The following is a 20,185-nucleotide window of genomic DNA, read 5'->3' on the forward strand; positions in this document are numbered from 1 at the left end:
GTCCGTGACCGTATCCGGAACGGGGCCGCCGTCGCAACGCCGGACGGTCCGCGGCGCCCGCCCACCGGGTGCCGGAGGTGCTGCGCACGCGATCGGGAGGAGCCGGTGATGATCCTGGTCACCGCCCGGCCGGTGATCGTTCCCGGTGATCGTTCTCAGTGGCCCCACAGCGGCTGCGCTCTACCGTCTCGGGCATGCCGACAGCACTGATCACCGGGGGAAGCCGCGGCCTCGGCGAGACCTACGCCCGCGAGCTCGCCGAGCGCGGGTACTCGGTGGTGCTGGTCGCCCGGGACCCCGACCGGCTGGCGGCCACCGCCGAGCGGATCGGCCGGGCGACCGGCGCCATCGTCGAGATCCTGGCGGCCGACCTGACCGACCTGACCGGGCCCGCCGGTCTGGCCGCCGTCGAGCGCCGGATCGCCGACCCGGACCTGCCGGTGCGGCTGCTGGTGCAGGCCGCCCGGTGCGCGCCGGGCGGCCCGGTCACCGGGCCGGACCCGTACCCGGAGGTCGTGCTGCGGCTGGTCCGCGCGGCCGTCGCGGCGATGACCGGGCCCGCGCCCGTGCCCGCGACGGCGGCCGGTCGGCGGCGCCCCGGGATCCTGCTCGTCGACGGCGGGAACGGCGGCCGGGGCGGCCCGCTGCCCGATCTCGCGGTGCTGCGGTCGGCCGGCGTGCCGGTCACCGCGGTGGCGGTGGGGCCGGAGTCGCCCGATCCGCGGACGGTTGTCCGGCGCTCACTCGCCGACGCCGGCCGCGGCCGGGCGCGGTCGGTGCCCGGCCGGGCCCGCCGGATGCTGGCCGGCTGCCGGGAGCCCCGGCGGACGGCGCTGCGGCTGGCCGCCCGGGTCCTGCCGGCGGGCGGCGGGCAGCCGGGCGGTCCGGCAGCCACAGCCGTCGGAGCGGCAGCCACAGCCACAGCCACCGGCACGGCTGACACAGCCACGGCCACCGGCGCGGCAGCCACGGCCACCGGCGCACGCACGGCAGCCGGCACGGCCACGGCCGCCGCAGCTACGGACGGGCGGAGGGTCGCGGAGCGCAGCCGGCGGGACGTCCCGGGACACGGCGGGCGGGCCACCCCGGCCACCCCCCGGTACACCCGGCCGTCGCCGGTGCCGACGCCGTTCCGGGGTGCACCGCCCGCGGTCCGGTCGCTGCCCGAGGGCGCCCCCGCCGTCCTGCCCGAGCGCCCGGTCCGGCCGGTGCTCGCCCCGGTGGACCGGCCGGCCCGACGCCGGCCCGCGACCCCGGTCGCGCCCGCCGCCCCGCGCCCGCTGCGGACGACCGACCGGGAAGCGGTCACGGTCCGGCTCGCGACCGGCTGAGCCATTCCGGTGCGCCGCCCGGAGGAGTGGCACCTGGGCCGTCCGGTCCTGCCAACCATCCTGCGAATCGGGCAGGAGTGACCAAGGTCGCGACGGCCCCGACTGTCGGGAACCGGACGGCGTGCCCTACCGTTCGCCGGAGAAGGGGAGTACTCCCGAACACGGCGTCGCCGTCATCACGGAACCAGGACGAGCTGGATCCCGGTGGCGCCGGTCCGCGATCAGCGGGCGGAGGAGACCTTCAGCGCCCCAACCTGCGCTGGAGGTCCTTGCAGTGAACGTCCCTCTCTGGGTATGGCTCGCCACGTGTGCGTTCGTGGTCGGCATGCTGGTGTTCGACTTCGTCGGGCACGTCCGCACCCCGCACGAACCCACGTTGCGCGAGTCCGCCATCTGGTCGGCCGGCTACGTGGCGATCGCGCTGCTGTTCGGTGTCGGTGTCGGTGTCTTCTCCGGCTGGCAGTACGGCGGCGAGTACATGGCCGGCTGGATGACCGAGAAGGCGCTGTCGGTCGACAACCTGTTCGTCTTCCTGCTGATCATGACGGCGTTCTCGGTGCCGCGGATCCACCAGCAGAAGGTGCTGCTGATCGGCATCGCGATCGCGATCGTGATGCGCGGCGGCTTCATCGCGGTCGGCGCGGTGATCATCGAGCGGTTCGCCGCCGTGTTCTACATCTTCGCGATCATCCTGTTCTGGCTGGCCTACTCGCAGATCAAGGAGGCGCTCTCGAAGGACGAGGGCGACCACGGCGACGCGGCCGACAGCAGGCTGATCCGGATGGTCCGCCGGGTGCTGCCGACCTCCAGCGAGTACGACGGCGCGAAGCTCACCACGAAGATCGACGGCAAGCGGCTGCTGACCCCGATGGCGCTGGTCATCGTGGCGATCGGCCTCACCGACCTGCTGTTCGCGTTCGACTCGATCCCGGCGATCTTCGGCCTGACCCAGGAGCCGTACCTGGTCTTCACCGCGAACGCGTTCGCGCTGCTCGGCCTGCGCCAGCTGTACTTCCTGATCGGCGGCCTGCTGGAGCGCCTGATCTTCCTCGCGCACGGCCTGTCGGTCATCCTGGCCTTCATCGGCGTGAAGCTCACCCTGCACGCGCTGCACGAGAACAACGTGCCGTTCATCAACGGCGGGCAGCCGGTGCCGGTGCCCGAGGTGCCGATCTGGCTGTCGCTGCTGTTCATCTCGGGCACGATCGCGGTCGCCGCGGTCGCCAGCCTGGTGGTGTCCCGGCGGCGGGCCGCCGCAGCCGGTGCCGGGACGCCCGGCGGACCGGACGCCGGCCCCGGCACACGCGACGGCGACGGTGACGGCCCGGACGGGACCGGCCCGGGCACTGCGGCCGCCGGGTCCGCCGAGGAGCTCGCTCAGACCCCGAGCAGCAGCCGGGCGACCGAGAAGTAGATCAGCAGGCCGGTCGCGTCGACCAGGGTGGTGACCATCGGCGCGGACACCACGGCCGGGTCGATCCCGAGCCTGCGGGCGAGCAACGGCATGGTCGCCCCGACCGTGGCCGCCCAGCCGCAGATCGCCACCAGGGTCACCGCGACCACGGTGGCGATCTGCACGCCCACCAGCACCGAGGCGACGACCAGCCCGAGCCCGCCGAGCAGGGTGCCGAGCAGCAGGCCGACCCGCAGCTCCCGCCAGACGACGGCGGGCAGATCGGCGAGGCGCACCTCGCCGACCGCGATCGCCCGCACCGCCGCCGACGCGGCCTGAGCGCCGGCGTTCCCGCCGGTCCCGACCAGCAGCGGGATGAACAGGGCGAGCGCGGTGACCTGCTCCAGGGAGTCCTCGAAGATCTGCAGCACGTTCACCGTGAGCACCGCGGCGAGCAGCAGCACCGCCAGCCACATCGCGCGGGTGCGGGCCAGCCGGGTGACCTTCACGTACATGTAGTGCCCGGACCACGGCGCGGCGCCGGACTGGCGGGCCGCGTCCTCGGTGTCGGCGGCCTCCAGGATCTCGACGGCGTCGTCGATCGTCAGCAGACCGAGCAGCCGGTCCTCGGAGTCGACGACGAGCAGCGCCAGCAGGTTCGCCTCGCCCATCAGGCGGGCCGCGTCCTCGGCGTCGTCGGTGGCGCGCACCCGCGGCGCGCCGCGGTCGACGAGATCGGCGACCGGGGTGTCCGGCCGGGCCAGCACCAGGTCGCGTAGCGACACGGTGCCCAGCACCCGCCGTCCGGCGTCGGTGACCGGCAGGGTGTAGACGGTCTCGGCGTCGGCCCCCTTGCGGCGCACCACGGCCAGCGCCTCGGTGACCGAGCTGTGCACCGGCACCGCGACCGTCTCCGGGGTCATGGTCCGGCCGACCGAGCCGTCCGGGTAGCCGAGCAGCGCCGCGGTCATGGTCCGTTCCCCGGCGGACAGCCCGGCGAGCACCCGAGTGGCGACCTTCGCCGGTGCCTCGCCGAGCATCCGGGCCCGGTCGTCCGGGTCCATCTCCTCGACCAGCGCGACCACCGCGTCGTCGCGCAGCCCGGCGAGCAGCTCCTGCTGGTCGACCGGATCGAGCTCCTCGAACACCTCGAGCGCGCGGTCCTTGTCCAGCAGCCGGAACGCCCAGCCCGCGTCGACCGGATCGAGCCGGGCCAGCTCGTCGGCCACCTCGTGCGCGGGCCGGTCGTCGAGCAGTGCGAGCACACCGCCCGGGTCGTGCCGGTGGACGAGGTCGTGCAGCCTTTCCATGACCGCGATCCTGCCCGCCCGGGACGGCGGTGGCCGGATGGGCCGGTGAGATCGACACGACACCACGACGGTGTTGCGTCGGCGTACGACCGGGCGGAGCTATGTCCGTTTCGCTAGGATGAGCGGGGTCCACCGGAACGCTCGGATCGCCGGCAGCTCGGCACCGAGGAGGAACAATGCCTGCCACACCGCCACCCCTGCCGCCACCGCCGCCGTCGGAGCCCGCCGGTGCGGCGCCGGACCCCGAACCGCGCCCCTTCGCGTCGCCGCTGAACCGCGACGAGGAGCGGTCGCTGGCCGACCTGGAGGGCGAGCTGCGCCGCTCCGACCCGGATCTGGAGTCGGAGATGTCGTCGCTGGCCCGCGACGACCGGTTCTCCCTGGACCGGGTGCTCCAGGCCGTCGCGATCGCGGTGATCGTGCTGGTCCTGGTGCCGACCGACTGGCTCGCCGGGATCCTGTCGTTCGGCCTGCTGCTGGGCATCCCGTTCGCGATGGCGATGATCGCCGCCCGCGCGAAGCGGGAGGGCGGTACCGGCGAGGGCGGCGAGCAGCGCCACGACGGCGACGACCGCCGCTCCTGAGCCTGCCCTACCGCCCGGCGCCCGGTGCCGCCGTCGCCGCCTCGGTCGGGTCGGTCGTCGTCGCGACGACCGGCAGGCCGAGGTGCTCGCGCAGGGTGGTGCCGGTGTACTCGGTGCGGAACGAGCCGCGCTCCTGCAGCAGCGGCACCACCCGGTCGGCGAACTCGTCGAGCCCGGCCGGGGTGACGTGCGGGACGAGCACGTAGCCGTCGGCGGCGTCGGTCTGCACGGCATCGTCGATCGCGGCCGCGACGGTCTGCGGGCTGCCGACGAAGGTGTGCCGCCCGGCGACCTCGATCACGGTCTCGCGCAGCGTCAGGTTCTTCTCCGCGGCGATCGCCCGCCACTCGTCGGCGACCGCCTTCGGGTCGCGGTACTGCCGCACGCTGGCCCGGCCCTTCGACACCAGCTCGCCCTCCACCGGGTCGAACTCGGGCAGCGGGCCGTCCGGGTCCCGGCCGGACAGGTCGGTGTTCCACAGCTGCTCGGCGAACACGATCGCGGTCTGCGGGCTCACCTGCTGGTGCCGGATCACCTCCGCCCGCTCGGCGGCCTCGGCGTCGGTGTCGCCCAGCACGAACGTCGCCGCGGGCATGATCTTGAGGTCGTCCCATCCGCGGCCGTAGCGGGCCAGCCTGCCCTTCACGTCGGCCAGGAAGGCCCGGCCGGCGGCCGGCTCGGAGTGCCGGGAGAAGATCGCGTCGGCCGACGCCGCGGCGAACTCGCGGCCCTCCTCGGAGTCGCCGGCCTGCAGGATCACCGGCCGGCCCTGCGGGCTGCGCGGCAGCGCGAAGCGGCCGTGCACGTCGAACTGGCCGGAGGTGTAGGAGAACGTGGACCGGTCGTCGGGGCCGCTGCGCGAGTCCCAGATCGCGGCGGTGGCGGCGAGCTGCTCCTTGGCCCGCGCGTAGCGCTGCTCCTTCGGGAGGAACCCGCCGCGCCGGAAGTTCTCGCCGGTGAACGCGTCCCACGAGGTGACCACGTTCCAGGCGGCCCGGCCGCCGGAGAGGTGATCGAGGGTGGCGAACTGGCGGGCCACGTCGTACGGCTCGGTGAACGTCGAGTTGATCGTCCCGGCGAGCCCGAGCCGGTCGGTGACGGCGGCCAGCGCGTGCAGCACGGTGAAGGTGTCCGGGCGGCCCATCACGTCGAGGTCGTAGATCTCGCCGCGGTGCTCGCGCAGCCGCAGCCCCTCGGCGAGGAACAGGAAGTCGAACTTCGCCCGCTCCGCGGTCCGCGCGAAGTGCGCGAACGACTCGAACTCGATGTGGCTGCCGGACGCCGGGTCGCTCCACACCGTGGTGTTGTTGACGCCCGGGAAGTGCGCGGCGAGGTGGATCTGCTTGCGCGGCATAAGTGTCCTCCCGACATGCTCCTACCGGTGCAACACCCTGCGGGCGATCGTGTTCCCGAGCAGCTGTGCCACCTGCACGATGACGACGATGATCGCGACGGTCAACAGCGTCACCGGCCAGTTGAACTGCTGGTAGCCGTAGGAGATCGCGAAGTCGCCCAGCCCGCCGCCGCCGACGTAGCCGGCCATCGCCGACATGTCGACGACCGCGATGAAGGTGAACGTGTAGCCCAGCACCAGCGGCGCGAGGGCCTCGGGGATCAGCACGCTCCAGACGATCCGGAACCGGCTCGCGCCCATCGCCCGGGCCGCCTCGACCACGGCCGGGTCCACCGACACCAGGTTCTGCTCGACGATCCGGCCGATGAAGAACGTGGCCATCGCGATCATCGGGAACAGCACCGAGCGGGTGCCGATGGTGGTCCCCATGACGAGCAGGGTGAGCGGCCCGACGGCGGTGATGAAGATGATGAACGGGATCGGCCGCACGAGGTTGACCAGCACGTTCAGCACGGTGAACACGCCCCGGTGGGCGTAGAGCCCGCCGGCCCGGGTGGTGTGCAGGGCGACGCCGAGCAGCAGGCCGAGCGCGCCCGCGATCAGCATGGTCCAGAACACCATGTAGATGGTCTGCAGCACGGACAGCCACAGCACCGGCTGCAGCGTCGCCCAGTCGGTCGCGGCGGGGCTCATCCGGTCACCTCGGTGACCCGGGTGTGCCGGGCCAGCTCGTCGACGACGGCCTGCACGGCGACGTCGGCACCGGTCAGCTCCAGGGTGAGGCTGCCGATCGGGCGCTCGGCGAGCTCGCGGATGCCGCCGTGCACGACCGTGCTGCGCACGCCCTGCTCGGCGGTGACCCGGGCCAGGATCTCCTGGGCCCGCTCGCCGCCGTCGCGCCCGCCCACGGCGACCGTGACCAGCCGGCCGGGGAAGCGGCTGCGCAGCCGCCCGACCGTCTCGGCGGACGGCACGTCCTGCAGGACGCCGTGCACGAACCGGGCGGTCGCCGGGTGCGACGGCGCGGAGAACACGTCGTAGACCGGGCCGTGCTCGATCACCTTCCCGGCCTCCATCACGACGACCCGGTCGCAGATCGCGGCGACCACCTCCATCTCGTGGGTGATCACGACGACGGTGGTGCCGAGCTCCCGGTTGACCCGCCGCAGCAGGGCGAGCACCTCACGGGTGGTCTCCGGGTCGAGCGCGCTGGTCGCCTCGTCGGCGAGCAGGATCCCGGGCGAGGTGGCGAGCGCGCGGGCGATGCCGACGCGCTGCTTCTGGCCGCCGGACAGCCGGGCCGGGTAGCGCCCGGCCAGCTCGGCGAGCCCGACGAACTCGAGCAGCTCGGTGACCCGGGCCCGGCGCGCCTCGCGCGACCAGCCGGCCACCTTCAGCGGGTAGCCGACGTTGCCCGCGACCGTGCGGGAGTTCAGCAGCGCGAACTGCTGGAAGATCATCCCGACCTCGCCGCGCAGCGTGCGCAGGCCCTTCTCGGACAGCTCCGAGGTGACCCGGCCGCGCACCGTCACGGTGCCGGCGGTCGGCAGCTCGAGGGCGTTGATCATGCGGACCAGCGTCGACTTGCCCGCACCGGACCAGCCGATCACCCCGGTGATCCCGCCCTCGGCGATGTCGAGATCGACGTCGTCGACGGCGGTGACCCCGGGGCCGCGGCGGGCCGGGAAGGTGCGGGTCGCGCCGGCGAACGAGATCACCGGGGTGCTCATCAGCCCGCCCGCAGCTGCTGCTCGATGTCCGCGAGGGTCTGCTGCAGGTCCTCGGGGGTGTTGTCCCGGAACACGCCGCCCTCGCCGAGGTCCTGGCGGGCCGCGTCGAGCACCTCCTGGTCGTGGTAGATCCGGACCAGGGTCGCGAAGTCCGGGTCGGCGGCCTGGTCGGCCCGGGCGACGAACAGGTTGATGTAGGGCTTCGCCGCGTCCGAGTCCGGGTCCTCCTGGTAGAGCACCTGCTCCTCGGTCAGGTTCGCCGCCGTCGCGTAGTTGTTGTTCACGATCGCGCCGTCCGCGCTGGGCAGGTTCGCCGCGGTCTGGGCGGCGTCCACCGGGGTGACCGTCACCCGGGAGGCGGCCTGGTCGATGTCGGCCGGGGTGGAGGTGGTGGTGCCACCGTCGGTGAGCGTGAGCAGCCCGGCGGACTGCAGCACGTTCAGCGCCCGGGCCTGGTTCACCGCGTCGTTCGGGATGACGATCTGGCCGCCGTCCGGGATCTGCGCGAGATCGGTGTGCCGGGTCGAGTACAGCGGCAGCGGGTAGACGGCGGTCGCGCCGATCGGCGTGAGCGTGTCGTCGTTCTGCACGTTGTAGTTCGCCAGGTACTGCAGGTGCTGGAACTGGTTCAGGTCCAGCTGGCCCTGGGACAGCGCCGGGTTGGGCTGGTTGTAGTCGGTGAAGTTCACCAGCTCGACGGTGATGCCCTCGGCGGCCGCCTTCTCGGTGAAGACGTTCCAGTACGGCTCGGCGCCGTCGGAGACACCGATCCGGACGGTCCGGGAGTCGCCGTCGGCGGCGTCCCCGGACGGGGCGGAGCCGGGGGCCGCGCAGCCCACGGCCAGTACGGCGGCCGGGACCAGCAGTGACAGGACGCGCAGCAGGCGCATCGTGGGTTCCTTTCGGCGCCGTGCCGCAGGCGGGTGACGCCGGCGGGGGACGGCGCGGCGGTGCGTCGGGCGGGGTGCCGGGTGGCCGGGTCGCGGCCGTGCACCGGCGCGGCCGGTGCGGGTGGGGGACGCCGGCGGAAGCGGGTGCTCCGGGGGCGTCGTCCGAGGGGACCGGGCCGCCGTCGTGGTCGCCCCCGGCGCGGGAGCGGCCCCGACGGCGGGGCGGTCGGCACGGCCGCCGAGGATACATCGGACGAACCGGCCGCCCGCGGGCGCCGCGACGAAGCTCACGACGGCCGCGGCCCGGCCGGGCCGGGTGGTTGCGCCGCGCCCGTCCGACCGGCCACGATCGGGGGGTGAGCGACGACCTGCGCCTGGTGGCGCGGCTGTACCTGGACCTGGGGCGCACCCGGTCCGCGATCTGTCGCTGACGACAGCGGTCCACCCTCCGGACGCGCCACCGAGGTGGTGTCCGGGCCGGTGTCCACCCGGGCCTCCCGGGTGCGCCGGCCATCCCGCCCGTCCCGGCCCGCCGCGCCACCCGCCGGCCCCGCCGGCCAGGCGGCCCGCTCCCGGCCCCGGTCGCGGTCCGCGGTCCGTGCCCGTCCCGGGCGGACCACGGGCCGGTCCGCCGCCCCGTGCACCGGAGAACGCCGATGCCCCACGCCGACCGGACCACCACCGGCCCCGCCACCGTCACGACCGCGCTCGGGGCGGTCACCTCCGCGGTCACCCCAGCGCCAGGGGCGACCGTCTGGCTGACCGGGCTGCCCAGCGCCGGCAAGTCGACCATCGCGCACGCCTGCGAGCCGGTGCTGCGCCGTCGCGGGCTGAAGGTCGAGGTGCTCGACGGCGACGCCGTCCGCCCGCACCTGGCCGCCGCCCGCGGGTACAGCCGCGACGACCGCGCCGTCAACATCCGCCGGATCGGCTGGGTGTCCGAGCTGCTCGCCCGCAACGGCGTGCTGGTGCTGGTGTCGGCGATCGCACCGTTCGCCGACGTCCGCGCCGACGTCCGGCGTGCGCACGAGGAGAACGGCACCGGCTACCTGGAGGTGCACGTCAGCACACCGGTGGACGTCGCGTCGTCGCGGGACGTGAAGGGCCTCTACGCCCGGCAGCGGGCCGGCGAGATCAGCGGGCTCACCGGCGTCGACGACCCGTACGAGGAACCGCGCTCGCCGGACCTCGTGCTCCCCGCACACCGGCAGTCCGTCGCCGACTCGGTGACGCTGCTGGTGGACCACCTGACCGGACGAGGGCTGGCCGGCGTGCCTGCCCGGGACGAGGAGAACCCCTGATGCCGCTGTCGTCGCTGTCCCCACTGCTGCCGCTGCCGCGCTGGGACGACGCGACCGTCGCCGTCGCCCCACCGGGATCGGGGGCCGGCCACTGGGCCGGTGCGCCGAGCGCGGTCCTCGACGCCGACGGGAGCTACCTGCTGGCCTACCGGATGCGGGCCCCGCTGGCGGCGGGCCGCGGGCTGTCGGTGGTGCTCGCCCGCTCCGCGGACGGGACCACCGTGCACCCGGTCGGGGAGGTGACCAAGGACCGGTTCGGCGCGGAGTCGCTGGAGCGGCCCGCGCTCGTCCGGACGCCGGAGGATCGGTGGCGGCTCTACATCTCCTGCGCCACACCAGGATCGAAGCACTGGTGGGTGGACGTCCTGGAGGCCGCCACCCCCGAGGAGCTGCCCGCCGCGCCGCGCCGCACCGTGCTGCCCGGCGACGCGACGCACGCCGTGAAGGACCCGGTGATCGTCGTCGACGGCGGGACCTGGCACCTGTGGGCGTCGGTGCACCCGCTCGACGTCGCCGGGCAGGAGGACCGGATGACCACCGAGCACTACACCTCGCCGGACGGCCTGGACTGGACCCACCGGGGCACCGCCCTGGCCGGGCGGGCGGGCCGGTGGGACGCCCGCGGGGTCCGGGTGTCGGCGGTCTTCCGGGTGGACGGCCGCTGGGCCGCCACCTACGACGGCCGGGCCAGCGCCGGGGAGAACTGGGAGGAGCGGACCGGGCTCGCCTACGGCACCGCGGACGCCGCCGACGGGTTCACCCCGCAGGGCGGCGAGCCGGTGGCACGGTCGCCGCACGGGCCGGGCGGGCTGCGCTACCTGAGCGCGGTCGGCCGGCCGGACGGCGGGTACCGGCTGTTCTACGAGGCCACCCGGGCCGACGGGGCGCACGAGCTGCGGACCGAGCTGCTCCGCCCGCCGGTGCCCGCGCAGCAGCCGGTACCGGCCGCCGGGCCGGACGGGACGGCCTGATCCGTGCCGGGACCGCCCGACTTCCTGCTGATCGGCGCGCCCAAGTGCGGGACGTCCGCGTTGCACCACGCGCTGAACCGGCATCCCGACCTGTTCCTGACCGAGCCGAAGGAACCCAAGTTCTTCCTCACCGACGGGCCGCCGCCGACCTCCGGCGGCGGCCCCGGCGACGTCGAGACCTGGGCCGAGCACGTCTGGCGGCGCGCCGACTACGAGAAGCTGTTCGAGGCGGCCCCGCCCGGCGCGCGCCGCGGCGAGTCCACCGTGTTCTACCTCTACGACACCGCGGCCCAGCGCCGGATCCGCGAGCTCGTCCCGGCGGCGAAGCTGATCGCGGTGCTGCGCGACCCGGTCGAGCGGGCGCACTCGAACTGGGCGCACCTGCGCGGTGCCGGCCTGGAGCCGGAGGCCGACTTCGGTGCGGCGCTGCGCGCCGAGCCCCGGCGGATCGAGCAGGGCTGGGCGCACTTCTGGCACTACACCGCGCAGGGCCGCTACGGCGAGCAGCTCGCGCATCTGGACACGCTGTTCGCGCCGGAACAGGTGCTGCTGATCCGCTACCGGGAGCTGCGCGACGCGCCGGGGGAGACGATCGACCGGGTCTGCCGGTTCCTCGGCGTGGCGACCGGGATCGTGGCCGGGGTGCCCCGGCACAACGTCCGGCCCGACGTGCACGGACGCACCGCCGGCCCGACCCCGGCGGAGCGGGCCGCGGCGCTGCCCCGGTTCGCCGACGACGTGCCGCGGGTCGCCGCCCGCACCGGTTGGGATCTCACCGACTGGCAGCGCTGACCGCGGTGCGCCGGCCTCCGGCGCCGGCCTCCGTCCCTGACCCTCGGCGCTGACCTCGCAGCGCGGCCTCGCACCGCTGCCGCGGTCTCGCACCTGCTCCACCTGGTGCGTTGTCGCTGACGGGGTGCGGCGTGGTCCATCGCTGCGTGTGCTCGCACTCGTTCGGTGTCCGCGCACCGCTGCCGCGGTCTCGCACCTGCTCTGCGTGGTGCGTTGTGGTGGGCAGGGTGCGGCGTGGTCCATCGCTGCGTGTGCTCGCACTCGTTGGGTGTCCGCGCACCCCTGGCGCGGTCTCGCACCTGCTCTACCCGGTGCGTCGTGGTGGGCGGGGTGCGGCCTCGCACAGCTGCGCGGCCGCGCACCGCTGACGCCTCCGCGCACCGCTGCCGCTGTCTCGCACCTGCTCCAGGTGGTGCGCCGTTGCGGCCGGGGTGCGGCGTCGGCAGGTCGGGGCCGGTCAGGTTCCGCAGTAGGTGACGTGCGGGGCGCCGCCGGGGGCGGGGCGGGCGAACTCCGCGCGGCCGGGGCGTTCGTCGTAGGGCGCCGCGAACAGCTCGAGCAGCTGGTGCACCGGTCCGAGGTCACCCTGCCCGGCGGCGTCCAGCGCGGCGTCCACCAGGTGGTTGCGCGGGACGTACACCGGGTTCACCCGGTCCATCGCCCGCGCGACCGCGGCCCGGTCGGCCGGGAGCAGCGCCTCCCGGCGCGCGGCCCACGCGTCGAACGCGGCCCGGTCGAGGAACAGGTCGCGCGCGGTGCCCGCGGACAGCGCCCGGAAGAACGACGTGAAGTCGATCCGCTGCGCGTGCAGCAGCTCCATCAGGTCGGTGCCCAGCTGCTCGTCCTCCCGGGCGAGCCCGAGCTTCGCGGCCATCCCGGCCGTCCGGTACCGCCGGTGGGCCGCGGGGTAGCCGGCGAGCACGTCCTGCACGGCCGCGTCGTCGCCGATCAGCGGCGCCAGGCTCTCGCCGAGCCGGGCCAGGTTCCAGCCCACGATGTCCGGCTGCGCGCCGTAGGCGTAGCGGCCGGTGGTGTCCAGCGAGCTGAAGACGGTGGCCGGATCGACGGCGTCCATGAAGGCGCACGGGCCGTAGTCGATGGTCTCGCCGGACAGCGTCGTGTTGTCGGTGCTCAGCACGCCGTGCACGAAGCCGATCAGCATCCAGCGTGCCACCAGGGACGCCTGCGCGTCGACCACGCTCCGGAACAGCTCCAGGTAGGGCTCGTCGGCGTCGGCCGCGGCCGGATGGTGGCGGGCGATCGCGTGGTCGGCGAGCGCGCGCAGCAGGTCCCGGTCGCCGGTCGCGGCCGCGTACTGGACGGTCCCGATGCGTAGGTGGCTCGCGGCGACCCGGCACAGCACCGCGCCCGCCAGCGGTGTGTCGCGCTGCACCTGCGCCCCGGTCGCGGTGACCGCCAGCGCCCGGGTCGTCGGCACCCCCAGGGCGTGCATGGCCTCGCCCATCAGGTACTCGCGCACCATCGGCCCGATCGCGGCCATGCCGTCGTAGCCGCGGGCGAACGGCGTCGGGCCGGTCCCCTTGAGGTGCAGGTCGTGCCGCTGACCACCGGGATCGACGAGCTCGCCGAGCAGCAGCGCCCGGCCGTCGCCCAGCCGCGGCTTCCAGACGCCCCACTGGTGACCGGCGTAGACCTGGGCGACCGGCCGCACACCGCCGGGCGGCCCGTTGCCGACCAGCAGCGCCACCCCGTCCGGGGCGCGCAGCGCGGCCGGATCGAGGCCCAGTCCGGTGGCGAGCGCGTCGTTGAGCAGCAGCAGCCGGGGCGCCGGGGCGCGCACCGCCGTCCACGGCAGGGACAGCTCCGGCACCGCACGGGCGTAGGAGTCGTCGAGCTGCGGCCCGCCGGTCACGACCGGACCGCGGGGGCGAGCAGGCCGCGCCGGCCCAGCTCCGGCAGCAGGCCCTCGCCGACCCGGTAGGCCTCCTCCAGGTGCGGGTAGCCGGACAGCACGAACTCCTCGATCCCGAGCTCGTGGTACTCGGCGATCCGGTCGGCGACCTCGGTGTGGCTGCCGACGAGTGCGGTGCCCGCGCCGCCGCGGACCAGGCCGACGCCGGCCCACAGGTTCGGCGCGATCGTCAGGCCCTTCCGGGATCCGCCGTGCAGCGCCAGCATCCGCTGCTGGCCGACCGACTGGCTGGACCGCAGGGTCGCCTGGGCACGGTCGATCTCGTCCGGGTCGAGCGCGTCGAGCAGCGCCCCTGCCTGCGCCCACGCCTCGTCGGCGGTGTCCCGGGTGATCACGTGCAACCGGATCCCGAACCGCGGGCTGCGGCCCAGGTCGTCGGCGAGCTTGCGCACCCGGCCGATCTTCTCGGCGACCGCCTCGGGTGGCTCGCCCCAGGTGAGATAGACGTCGGCGTGCCGGGCGGCGACCGGCAGCGCGGCGTCCGACGATCCGCCGAAGTAGATCTGCGGCAGCGGATCGGGCGGCACGAAGGTGGTCGCGCCCTCGACCCGGTAGTGCTCACCGGTGAAGTCGGCCGGCTCGGCGCCCCAGGCGGCGCGCAGCACGGTGAGGAACTCGTCGGTGCGGGCGTAGCGCTCGTCGTGCGCGGCCCGGTCACCGAACCGCAGCTGCTCGACGGCGTCGCCACCGGTCACGATGTTGAGCAGCAGCCGCCCGCCGGAGATCCGCTGGTAGGTCGACGCCATCTGGGCGGCCAGCGTCGGTGACAGCACCCCGGGCCGGAACGCCACCAGGTAGCGCAGCGTGCTGGTCTCGCGCAGCAGCGCGGCGGTGGTCAGCCAGGCGTCCTCGCAGTACGTCCCGGTCGGGGTGAGCACCCCGTCGAAGCCCTGCGCCTGCGCGGCGCGGGCGACCTGGGCGAGGTAGTCGATGTCCGGGTCGCGCGGTGTGCTGCCGGCCTCGCCGCGGTCGGCGTGCCGGCGGGCGACGATGGTGCGGCCGTCGCCTGCGGTCGGCAGGAACCAGTGCGGGACGACGGTCATCGTGCGCCTCCTCGGGTGTCGGTCGGGGTGCCGGGTATGCCGTCCCGGGCGGCGTCCAGTGTGCTCCGCTCGAACCGCCGGTCGACGAACGCGGCGAAGTCGGCCCGGCCGGGGATGACGCCGGCGTCGGAGAACGCGTCGGCCAGCGCCTGCTGGGAGGCGACCACGTCGTCGTCCAGCGGGATCGGCTGGTCGGGCCCGCGTCCGACGGCCCGCCGGGTCACCTCGATCGGCAGCTTCGTCTCCTCGCTCCACACCTGGGCCCGCTGTTCGCGGTGGGTGTCGGAGTAGGCCTGTGCGGCGGCGATCCGGGCGAGCAGGTCGGCGACGGCGGCGCTGCGCGCGGGCTCGGCGAGCGCGGCGTTCGACGCCACCTGGAAGCCGTAGCCGTTCGCGGTGCCCTCGCCGTCGGCGATGATCCGGGCGCCGTCCAGCTCGGCCTGGGTGGTGTAGGGGTCCCACACCGCCCAGGCGTCGACGTCGCCCTGCTGGAACGCCGCGAACGCGTCGGCCGGGGCCAGGAAGGTGAGATCGACGTCGTCCAGGGTCAGCCCGGCCGCGCGCAGCGTGTACAGCAGCTGCCCGTGCGCGGAGCTGCCCTTGGCGACGGCGACCCGCTTGTCGCGCAGCTCCGCGGCCGACCGCAGCGGCGAGTCGTCCCGGACCAGGATCGCGTCGCTCTCGACGTTGCCCCGGTTCGCCGACACGATCTGCACCCGTGCCTGCGCGGCCGCGGCGAAGATCACCGGGGTGTTGCCGGTGCCGCCGAGGTCGATCGCGCCGGCCCGGGCGGCCTCGATCAGCGGCGGCCCGGAGGTGAAGGTGCGCCACTGCACCCGGTAGGGCAGGTCGTCGAGCAGCCCGGCGGCGCGCAGCAGCGACTGCGAGCCGCCCCGCTGGTCACCGACGACGAGGGTGACCCCGGCCAGCGCGGCGTCGTCCACCGGGGGCTGCACCGGCGGGCGTTCCAGGGGGACGTTCGAGCAGCCGGCCAGCGCGAGCAGCGCGGCCAGCAGCAGCGCGGCGAGTACCCGCGGCTCACGCCGCATCCTCGGCCACCCCCAGCTCGTCGAGCACGGTGCGGCGCAGCGCGACCAGCCGTTCCGGGTCGCGGGGCCGGTCGCCGGGCAGGTGCTCGGCGCCGATCCGGCCGTCGGCGAGCACCAGCACCCGGTCGGCGAGCAGCAGCGCCTCGTCGACGTCGTGGGTCACCAGCAGCACGCCGGGCCGGTGCCGGCGCCACAGGTCCAGGACCAGGGTGTGCATGGTGATCCGGGTCAGCGCGTCGAGCGCGCCGAACGGCTCGTCGAGCAGCAGCAGCTCCGGCTCGCGGACCAGCGCCCTGGCCAGCGACGCGCGCTGCGCCTCGCCGCCGGACAGGGTGAGCGGCCAGGCGCCGGCGCGCGGGGTGAGGCCGACCTCGTCGAGCGCCCGGTCGGCGACCGCACCCGGGGTGTCGGTGCCGAGATCGCGGTGCAGGCCGAGCGCGACGTTGTCGCGGACCGAGCGCCACGGCAGCAGCCGTGGCTCCTGGAAGGCGACGGCCACCGAGCCGGGCACGTCGACGGCACCGGACACGCCGGTGTCGGAGGTGTCGTCGAGCCCGGCGAGCAGCCGCAGCAGGGTGGACTTGCCGGAGCCGGAGCGGCCGAGCAGGGCGACGAACTCGCCGTCATCGATGGTGAGATCGAGCCCGTCGAGGACGCGGCGGCCGGCGAACTCGCGGGTCAGGCCGCGGACGCGGGCGCTCACCGGTCGGCCCCGGCCGGTCCGGCGGGGCGCCAGGCGAGCACGGTCCGCTCCAGCCTGCGCACCAGCGCGTCGGTGGACAGCCCGAGCAGCGCGTACACCGCGAGCCCGACGACGATCACGTCGGTGCGCAGGAACTCCCGGGCGTTCATGATCATGTAGCCGAGCCCGGCGTCGGCGGCGGTGGTCTCGGCGACCACGATCGACAGCCAGGCCACGCCGAGCGCCAGCCGCAGGCCGGTGAGGGTGGAGGGCATCGCGCCGGGCAGCACCACGTGCCGCAGCCGCTCGGCCGGGGTGAACCCGGAGACCGACGCGGCCTCGATCAGCTTCGGGTCGACGCCGCGGACCCCGGCGTGCACGTTCAGGTACATCGGGAAGAGCACGCCGAGCGCGACCAGCAGCACCTTGGGCAGCTCGCCGACCCCGAACCACAGGATGAACAGCGGCACCAGCGCCAGGTGCGGCAGCGTGCGCAGCATCTGCACCGGCGGATCGACCAGCAGCCCGCCCCAGCGGGACAGCCCGGAGAGCAGGCCCAGCCCGACGCCGACGGTCAGGCCGAGCGCGACGCCGACCAGGACCCGGCCGAGGGAGACCGCCAGCCCCTCGGGCAGCTCGCCGGTGAGCGTGACGTCGACGGCGGCGGTGAGCACCCGCAGCGGCGAGGCGAGCTCGTCCTCGGCGAGCAGCCCGGTGGACGACGCGAGCTGCCAGAGCAATACCAGCGCGACGGGTGAGATCCAGCGGCGCAGGTCCGGGCCGCGACGGCGGGCGGCGGCCGGTGGCGGCGCCGCGGCCCGCTCCCCGGAGGCGCGGGCGAGGGTGGATGAGGACACAGGTGTCTCCCGGATCGGGTGCAGGGATGCGCGGGTGCGGGTGTCCTCAGCGACAGGTGTAGCCGGCCAGCAGCAGCAGATCGACGTGCCGGCGGCGGGTGAGCAGCCGCCCCGGCGCGGTCGCGGGGCTGCTGTCGGTCACTCCGGCAGGTGACCACGGGATGTGTGCACCGGACAACTCGGGCGTCCGGACGGCGGGACCGGGCAGCGGGTGTACGGACACGGTCCCGGGCGGCGGGCGGCGGGCGGACCGGATGCCGGGACGCCCCGGTCAGCGGCCGCGTGCGCCGGCCGGCGCGTCCTGCCGGGCCGCCCACTCCGCGGCCAGCAGGTCCTGCGAGGCGACCCGGTCGGCGTGCCGGTGGGTGATCGTGGTGACCAGCAGCTCGTCGGCGCCGGTCACCTCCTGCAGCGCGGCCAGCCGGTCGGCGACGGTCGCCGGTCCGCCGACGAACCGGGTGTCGAGCCGGTCCGCGACCAGGGCCGGATCGGCGGGCAGCCCGGCGGCGTCGTCCGGCGCCGGATAGGGGATCGCGCCGGCGCCGGTCCGGATGCTGTGCACCCACGGGCCGTAGCCGGCGGCGATGTGCCCGGCGTGCGCGTCGTCGGTGCCGACGACGACGTCCGCGGACACCATCACGTGCGGCCGGTCCAGGTGTTCCGACGGGCGGAACGACGCCCGGTAGGTCTGCACCGCGTCCAGCACGGTCCCCGGGCTGACGTGGTAGTTCGCCGCGAACCGCAGCCCCTTCCGGCCGGCCACCACGGCGCTGTCCCCGCCGCTGGAACCGAGCACCCACGGCTGCAGGTCGGCACCCTCGCCGGGGACCGCGCTCACCGGCACCCCGTCCGAGCTGCGGTGGGTGCCGCCGATCAGGCCGAGCACGGTGTCCACGATCTCGTCGTAGTCCGGCACCTGCGGCCCCGGCCTGCCCAGCAGCTCGGCCTGCGCGCGGAACCGGGGCGACCCGACCAGACCGGCGAACGAGAACGGCGCCGGGATCAGGATCCCGCCGACCACCCGCGGCTCCCGGCCGGCCGGACCGCGCTGCGCGGGCGGCCGCGCCCCGGAGCGGCCCAGCCCCAGGTCGATCCGGCCGGGGTGCAGGCCGTCCAGGGTGCCGAAGTCCTCCACCACCGACAGCGGGGTGCGGTGCCCGGTCTGCACGGCGCCCGCCCCCACCCGGATCGTGGACGTCGCGGCGGCGACCGCACCGATCAGCACCGCCGGGGAGGCACCGGCGACACCCGGGTTGAGATGGTGCTCGGCCAGCCAGAACCGGGCGTACCCGGCCCGTTCGGCGGCGCGGGCCAGGTCGAGGGTGTTGCGCAGCGCGTCGCCGACCCCGGCACCGGCCGGAACCGGGGACAGGTCGAGCACGGACAGCGGTACGGGGCGCCGGGACATGGCGTGACCTCCGGGACGGCCGGGGCGACGGCCGCGCGGTGCGGCGGCCGGGAGAGCGGGGCCGGGTCAGCGACAGCAGGCGGACCGGGTACGACCCAGGTCCACGTGCAGGCGCGCCACCAGGCGCAGCTCTCCGGTCACCCCTCCATCCTCACCACACGACCCACCGCACGTCGAGGGGGTAGCGTCGGTGCCAGGTCGGCCGCCCCGCCGTGGCGATCGCCGCGGCGGCCCGGTTCCGCCGCGCCGTACCCGGGATCCGCGTCCCGCCGACGGCGGGGCCCGCCCGGCGTCGCGCGCCCGGGCGTCGACGATCCGGGGGCTCCGCCGCACGGCGGCCCCGCCGGCAGGGGAGAGACACCGTGAGGTTCCAGGTCCTCGACATCGTCCCGCACACGGCGCACCCGGTGACGGGCGAGATCATCTCGGTGCACGAGCGGCTCACCCGGGTGGTGGAGACCGCGGTGCTCGCCGAGCGGCTCGGGTTCGACTCCTACGCGGTGGGGGAGCGGCACGCCGGCGAGTTCGTGTCCTCGGCACCGACCGTGCTGCTCGGCGCGATCGCCCAGGCCACCGAGCGGATCCTGCTCTCCACCGGCGTCACGGTGATCTCGCTGCTCGACCCGGTCCGGGTCGCGGAGGACTACGCCACCGTCGACCAGCTCTCCGGCGGCCGGCTGGAGATCGTGATCGGCAAGGGCAACGAGGACCGGCACTTCCCGATGTTCGGCCTGGAGCTCGCCCGGCAGTACGAGTACCTCACCGAGAACTACGAGCTGCTGCGCCGGCTGCTGCGCGAGACCGGCGTCGACTGGGCCGGCACCCACCACGCCGACCTGTCCGGGGTGACGACCTGGCCGCGCCCGTTCGACGGCCCGTTCCGGATCTGGCACGGCTCGGCGACCTCCACCCACGCCGTCGACCTGGCCGCCCGGTGGGGCGACCCGATCTTCTCCGCGAACGCGCTGCAGCCGCGGGAGAACTACAAGATCCTGATAGACCGCTACCGGGAGAAGCTCGTCGAGCACGGCCACGATCCGGCCGTCGGCTACGTCGGGTCCGGATCGGGCGGGCTGTTCCTCGCCGACACCGACGCCGAGGCGATCGCCGAGTACCGGCCGGTCTACGAGGGGTTCGCGGCGAAGATGCGGGCCGCGCACGCCGGCGACGACCGGCCCGGCAAGGTCACCTCGTTCGCGACCGTCGAGGAGGCCGTCGCGCACGGCCCGGCGCTGGTCGGGACGCCGGAGCGGGTCGCCGAGAAGATCGTCGACTACCACCGCGCCTACCGTCACGACGTGCAGTCGGTCTCGGTGAACCCGGTACTGCCCTACGCCACCCAGCACGAGGTGCTGACCCGGTTCGCCACCGAGGTGATCCCGCTGGTGCGCCGGGAGCTGACGACGACGCTGTGGGGGCCCGACGACAAGGCCCGCGCCGCCGGGTTCACCGCCCGCGACTGAGCTGCCGGCAACCCGCGGCCCGCGTTACGGGGTGGCGGCGTGGTGATGCCGACAGCGAACGGCCTCTTGTCCGCACACCCGCCCGTCCGGTATT

Annotated in this window: 18 protein-coding genes; 7 read left to right on the forward strand and 11 right to left on the reverse strand. The window is 75.0% G+C overall.

Features of this window, described 5'->3' with window-relative positions; translation table 11 throughout:
* Nucleotides 1–194 precede the first annotated feature (194 nt).
* Both ABD160_RS13675 and ABD160_RS13680 read left to right on the forward strand, forming a co-directional pair.
* Entirely contained in the window at nt 195–1,331 is a 1,137-nt protein-coding gene (locus ABD160_RS13675) for an SDR family NAD(P)-dependent oxidoreductase (RefSeq protein ID WP_344022212.1), read from the forward strand.
* A gap of 274 nt (nt 1,332–1,605) precedes the next feature.
* On the forward strand, nt 1,606–2,745 hold the full coding sequence (locus tag ABD160_RS13680; protein WP_344022214.1) for a TerC family protein: 1,140 nt from the start codon (nt 1,606–1,608) through the stop codon (nt 2,743–2,745).
* Here the strand turns inward: ABD160_RS13680 and mgtE are convergent.
* Nucleotides 2,709–4,034, reverse strand: a complete 1,326-nt coding sequence (gene mgtE / locus ABD160_RS13685; RefSeq protein WP_344022216.1) for a magnesium transporter — start codon at nt 4,032–4,034, stop codon at nt 2,709–2,711. The genes ABD160_RS13680 and mgtE overlap by 37 nt on opposite strands.
* A 176-nt stretch (nt 4,035–4,210) precedes the next feature.
* Here mgtE and ABD160_RS13690 point away from each other — a divergent pair, with 176 nt between their 5' ends.
* On the forward strand, nt 4,211–4,618 hold the full coding sequence (locus ABD160_RS13690; RefSeq protein WP_344022218.1) for a DUF3040 domain-containing protein: 408 nt from the start codon (nt 4,211–4,213) through the stop codon (nt 4,616–4,618).
* Nucleotides 4,619–4,625: 7 nt separating this feature from the next.
* On the opposite strand, the gene ABD160_RS13695 is transcribed toward ABD160_RS13690, so the two are convergent.
* Genes ABD160_RS13695 through ABD160_RS13710 form a run of 4 tightly spaced genes read right to left on the reverse strand, consistent with a single transcriptional unit; the run spans nt 4,626 to nt 8,592 of the window.
* On the reverse strand, nt 4,626–5,972 hold the full coding sequence (locus ABD160_RS13695; RefSeq protein ID WP_344022220.1) for an NtaA/DmoA family FMN-dependent monooxygenase: 1,347 nt from the start codon (nt 5,970–5,972) through the stop codon (nt 4,626–4,628).
* A gap of 21 nt (nt 5,973–5,993) precedes the next feature.
* Complete coding sequence (locus tag ABD160_RS13700) at nt 5,994–6,665, reverse strand: methionine ABC transporter permease (protein WP_344022222.1); 672 nt, start codon at nt 6,663–6,665, stop codon at nt 5,994–5,996.
* Nucleotides 6,662–7,702, reverse strand: coding sequence for a methionine ABC transporter ATP-binding protein (locus ABD160_RS13705; RefSeq protein ID WP_344022224.1), 1,041 nt, complete (start codon nt 7,700–7,702; stop codon nt 6,662–6,664). Before ABD160_RS13705 ends, ABD160_RS13700 begins: the two co-directional genes overlap by 4 nt.
* Nucleotides 7,702–8,592, reverse strand: a complete 891-nt coding sequence (locus tag ABD160_RS13710; RefSeq protein WP_344022226.1) for a MetQ/NlpA family ABC transporter substrate-binding protein — start codon at nt 8,590–8,592, stop codon at nt 7,702–7,704. Before ABD160_RS13710 ends, ABD160_RS13705 begins: the two co-directional genes overlap by 1 nt.
* A 656-nt stretch (nt 8,593–9,248) precedes the next feature.
* Here ABD160_RS13710 and cysC point away from each other — a divergent pair.
* From cysC to ABD160_RS13725, 3 genes are read left to right on the forward strand one after another with little or no spacing between them, the layout of a single operon-like run.
* Nucleotides 9,249–9,893 carry an adenylyl-sulfate kinase gene (gene cysC / locus ABD160_RS13715; RefSeq protein WP_344022228.1) on the forward strand — a complete coding sequence of 215 codons (645 nt, stop codon included), beginning with the start codon at nt 9,249–9,251 and terminating at the stop codon, nt 9,891–9,893.
* Nucleotides 9,893–10,864 (forward strand): glycoside hydrolase family protein, encoded by a 972-nt coding sequence (locus ABD160_RS13720; RefSeq protein ID WP_344022230.1) that lies wholly within the window; start codon nt 9,893–9,895, stop codon nt 10,862–10,864. Before cysC ends, ABD160_RS13720 begins: the two co-directional genes overlap by 1 nt.
* Nucleotides 10,865–10,867: 3 nt before the next feature.
* On the forward strand, nt 10,868–11,656 hold the full coding sequence (locus tag ABD160_RS13725) for a sulfotransferase domain-containing protein (protein WP_344022232.1): 789 nt from the start codon (nt 10,868–10,870) through the stop codon (nt 11,654–11,656).
* Between the two features lie 457 nt (nt 11,657–12,113).
* Here ABD160_RS13725 and ABD160_RS13730 read toward each other — a convergent pair whose 3' ends face one another.
* From ABD160_RS13730 to ABD160_RS13755, 6 genes are all read right to left on the reverse strand, one after another.
* Nucleotides 12,114–13,529, reverse strand: coding sequence for a protein adenylyltransferase SelO (locus ABD160_RS13730; RefSeq protein WP_344022234.1), 1,416 nt, complete (start codon nt 13,527–13,529; stop codon nt 12,114–12,116).
* Nucleotides 13,526–14,632, reverse strand: coding sequence for an LLM class flavin-dependent oxidoreductase (locus ABD160_RS13735; RefSeq protein WP_344022236.1), 1,107 nt, complete (start codon nt 14,630–14,632; stop codon nt 13,526–13,528). The genes ABD160_RS13730 and ABD160_RS13735 overlap by 4 nt, the downstream gene beginning before the upstream one ends.
* The gene (locus ABD160_RS13740; protein WP_344022238.1) at nt 14,629–15,681 is read right to left on the reverse strand and encodes an ABC transporter substrate-binding protein; all 1,053 of its coding nucleotides are present in this window, start codon (nt 15,679–15,681) and stop codon (nt 14,629–14,631) included. The genes ABD160_RS13735 and ABD160_RS13740 overlap by 4 nt, the downstream gene beginning before the upstream one ends.
* A complete protein-coding gene (locus tag ABD160_RS13745; protein WP_344022240.1) occupies nt 15,671–16,384 on the reverse strand; it encodes an ABC transporter ATP-binding protein in 714 nt (237 codons plus the stop codon). The genes ABD160_RS13740 and ABD160_RS13745 overlap by 11 nt, the downstream gene beginning before the upstream one ends.
* Entirely contained in the window at nt 16,381–17,220 is an 840-nt protein-coding gene (locus ABD160_RS13750) for an ABC transporter permease subunit (protein WP_344022242.1), read from the reverse strand. Before ABD160_RS13750 ends, ABD160_RS13745 begins: the two co-directional genes overlap by 4 nt.
* Before the next feature lie 271 nt (nt 17,221–17,491).
* The gene (locus ABD160_RS13755) at nt 17,492–18,628 is read right to left on the reverse strand and encodes an LLM class flavin-dependent oxidoreductase (protein ID WP_344022244.1); all 1,137 of its coding nucleotides are present in this window, start codon (nt 18,626–18,628) and stop codon (nt 17,492–17,494) included.
* A 362-nt stretch (nt 18,629–18,990) separates the two neighbouring features.
* On the opposite strand from ABD160_RS13755, the gene ABD160_RS13760 reads away from it, so the two are divergent.
* Nucleotides 18,991–20,091 carry an LLM class flavin-dependent oxidoreductase gene (locus tag ABD160_RS13760; RefSeq protein ID WP_344022246.1) on the forward strand — a complete coding sequence of 367 codons (1,101 nt, stop codon included), beginning with the start codon at nt 18,991–18,993 and terminating at the stop codon, nt 20,089–20,091.
* Nucleotides 20,092–20,185 lie beyond the last annotated feature (94 nt).

Source organism: Pseudonocardia kongjuensis (assembly GCF_039526905.1).
Taxonomy (GTDB): domain Bacteria; phylum Actinomycetota; class Actinomycetes; order Mycobacteriales; family Pseudonocardiaceae; genus Pseudonocardia; species Pseudonocardia kongjuensis.

Coding starts and splice junctions, on each gene's coding strand:
- ABD160_RS13705 (WP_344022224.1), bottom strand. CDS start 7,702: ATGAGCACCCCGGTGATCTCGTTCGCCGGCGCGACCCGCACCTTCCCG.
- ABD160_RS13695 (WP_344022220.1), bottom strand. CDS start 5,972: ATGCCGCGCAAGCAGATCCACCTCGCCGCGCACTTCCCGGGCGTCAAC.
- ABD160_RS13690 (WP_344022218.1), top strand. CDS start 4,211: ATGCCTGCCACACCGCCACCCCTGCCGCCACCGCCGCCGTCGGAGCCC.
- mgtE (WP_344022216.1), bottom strand. CDS start 4,034: ATGGAAAGGCTGCACGACCTCGTCCACCGGCACGACCCGGGCGGTGTG.
- ABD160_RS13720 (WP_344022230.1), top strand. CDS start 9,893: ATGCCGCTGTCGTCGCTGTCCCCACTGCTGCCGCTGCCGCGCTGGGAC.
- ABD160_RS13700 (WP_344022222.1), bottom strand. CDS start 6,665: ATGAGCCCCGCCGCGACCGACTGGGCGACGCTGCAGCCGGTGCTGTGG.
- cysC (WP_344022228.1), top strand. CDS start 9,249: ATGCCCCACGCCGACCGGACCACCACCGGCCCCGCCACCGTCACGACC.
- ABD160_RS13755 (WP_344022244.1), bottom strand. CDS start 18,628: ATGTCCCGGCGCCCCGTACCGCTGTCCGTGCTCGACCTGTCCCCGGTT.
- ABD160_RS13735 (WP_344022236.1), bottom strand. CDS start 14,632: ATGACCGTCGTCCCGCACTGGTTCCTGCCGACCGCAGGCGACGGCCGC.
- ABD160_RS13675 (WP_344022212.1), top strand. CDS start 195: ATGCCGACAGCACTGATCACCGGGGGAAGCCGCGGCCTCGGCGAGACC.
- ABD160_RS13710 (WP_344022226.1), bottom strand. CDS start 8,592: ATGCGCCTGCTGCGCGTCCTGTCACTGCTGGTCCCGGCCGCCGTACTG.
- ABD160_RS13740 (WP_344022238.1), bottom strand. CDS start 15,681: ATGCGGCGTGAGCCGCGGGTACTCGCCGCGCTGCTGCTGGCCGCGCTG.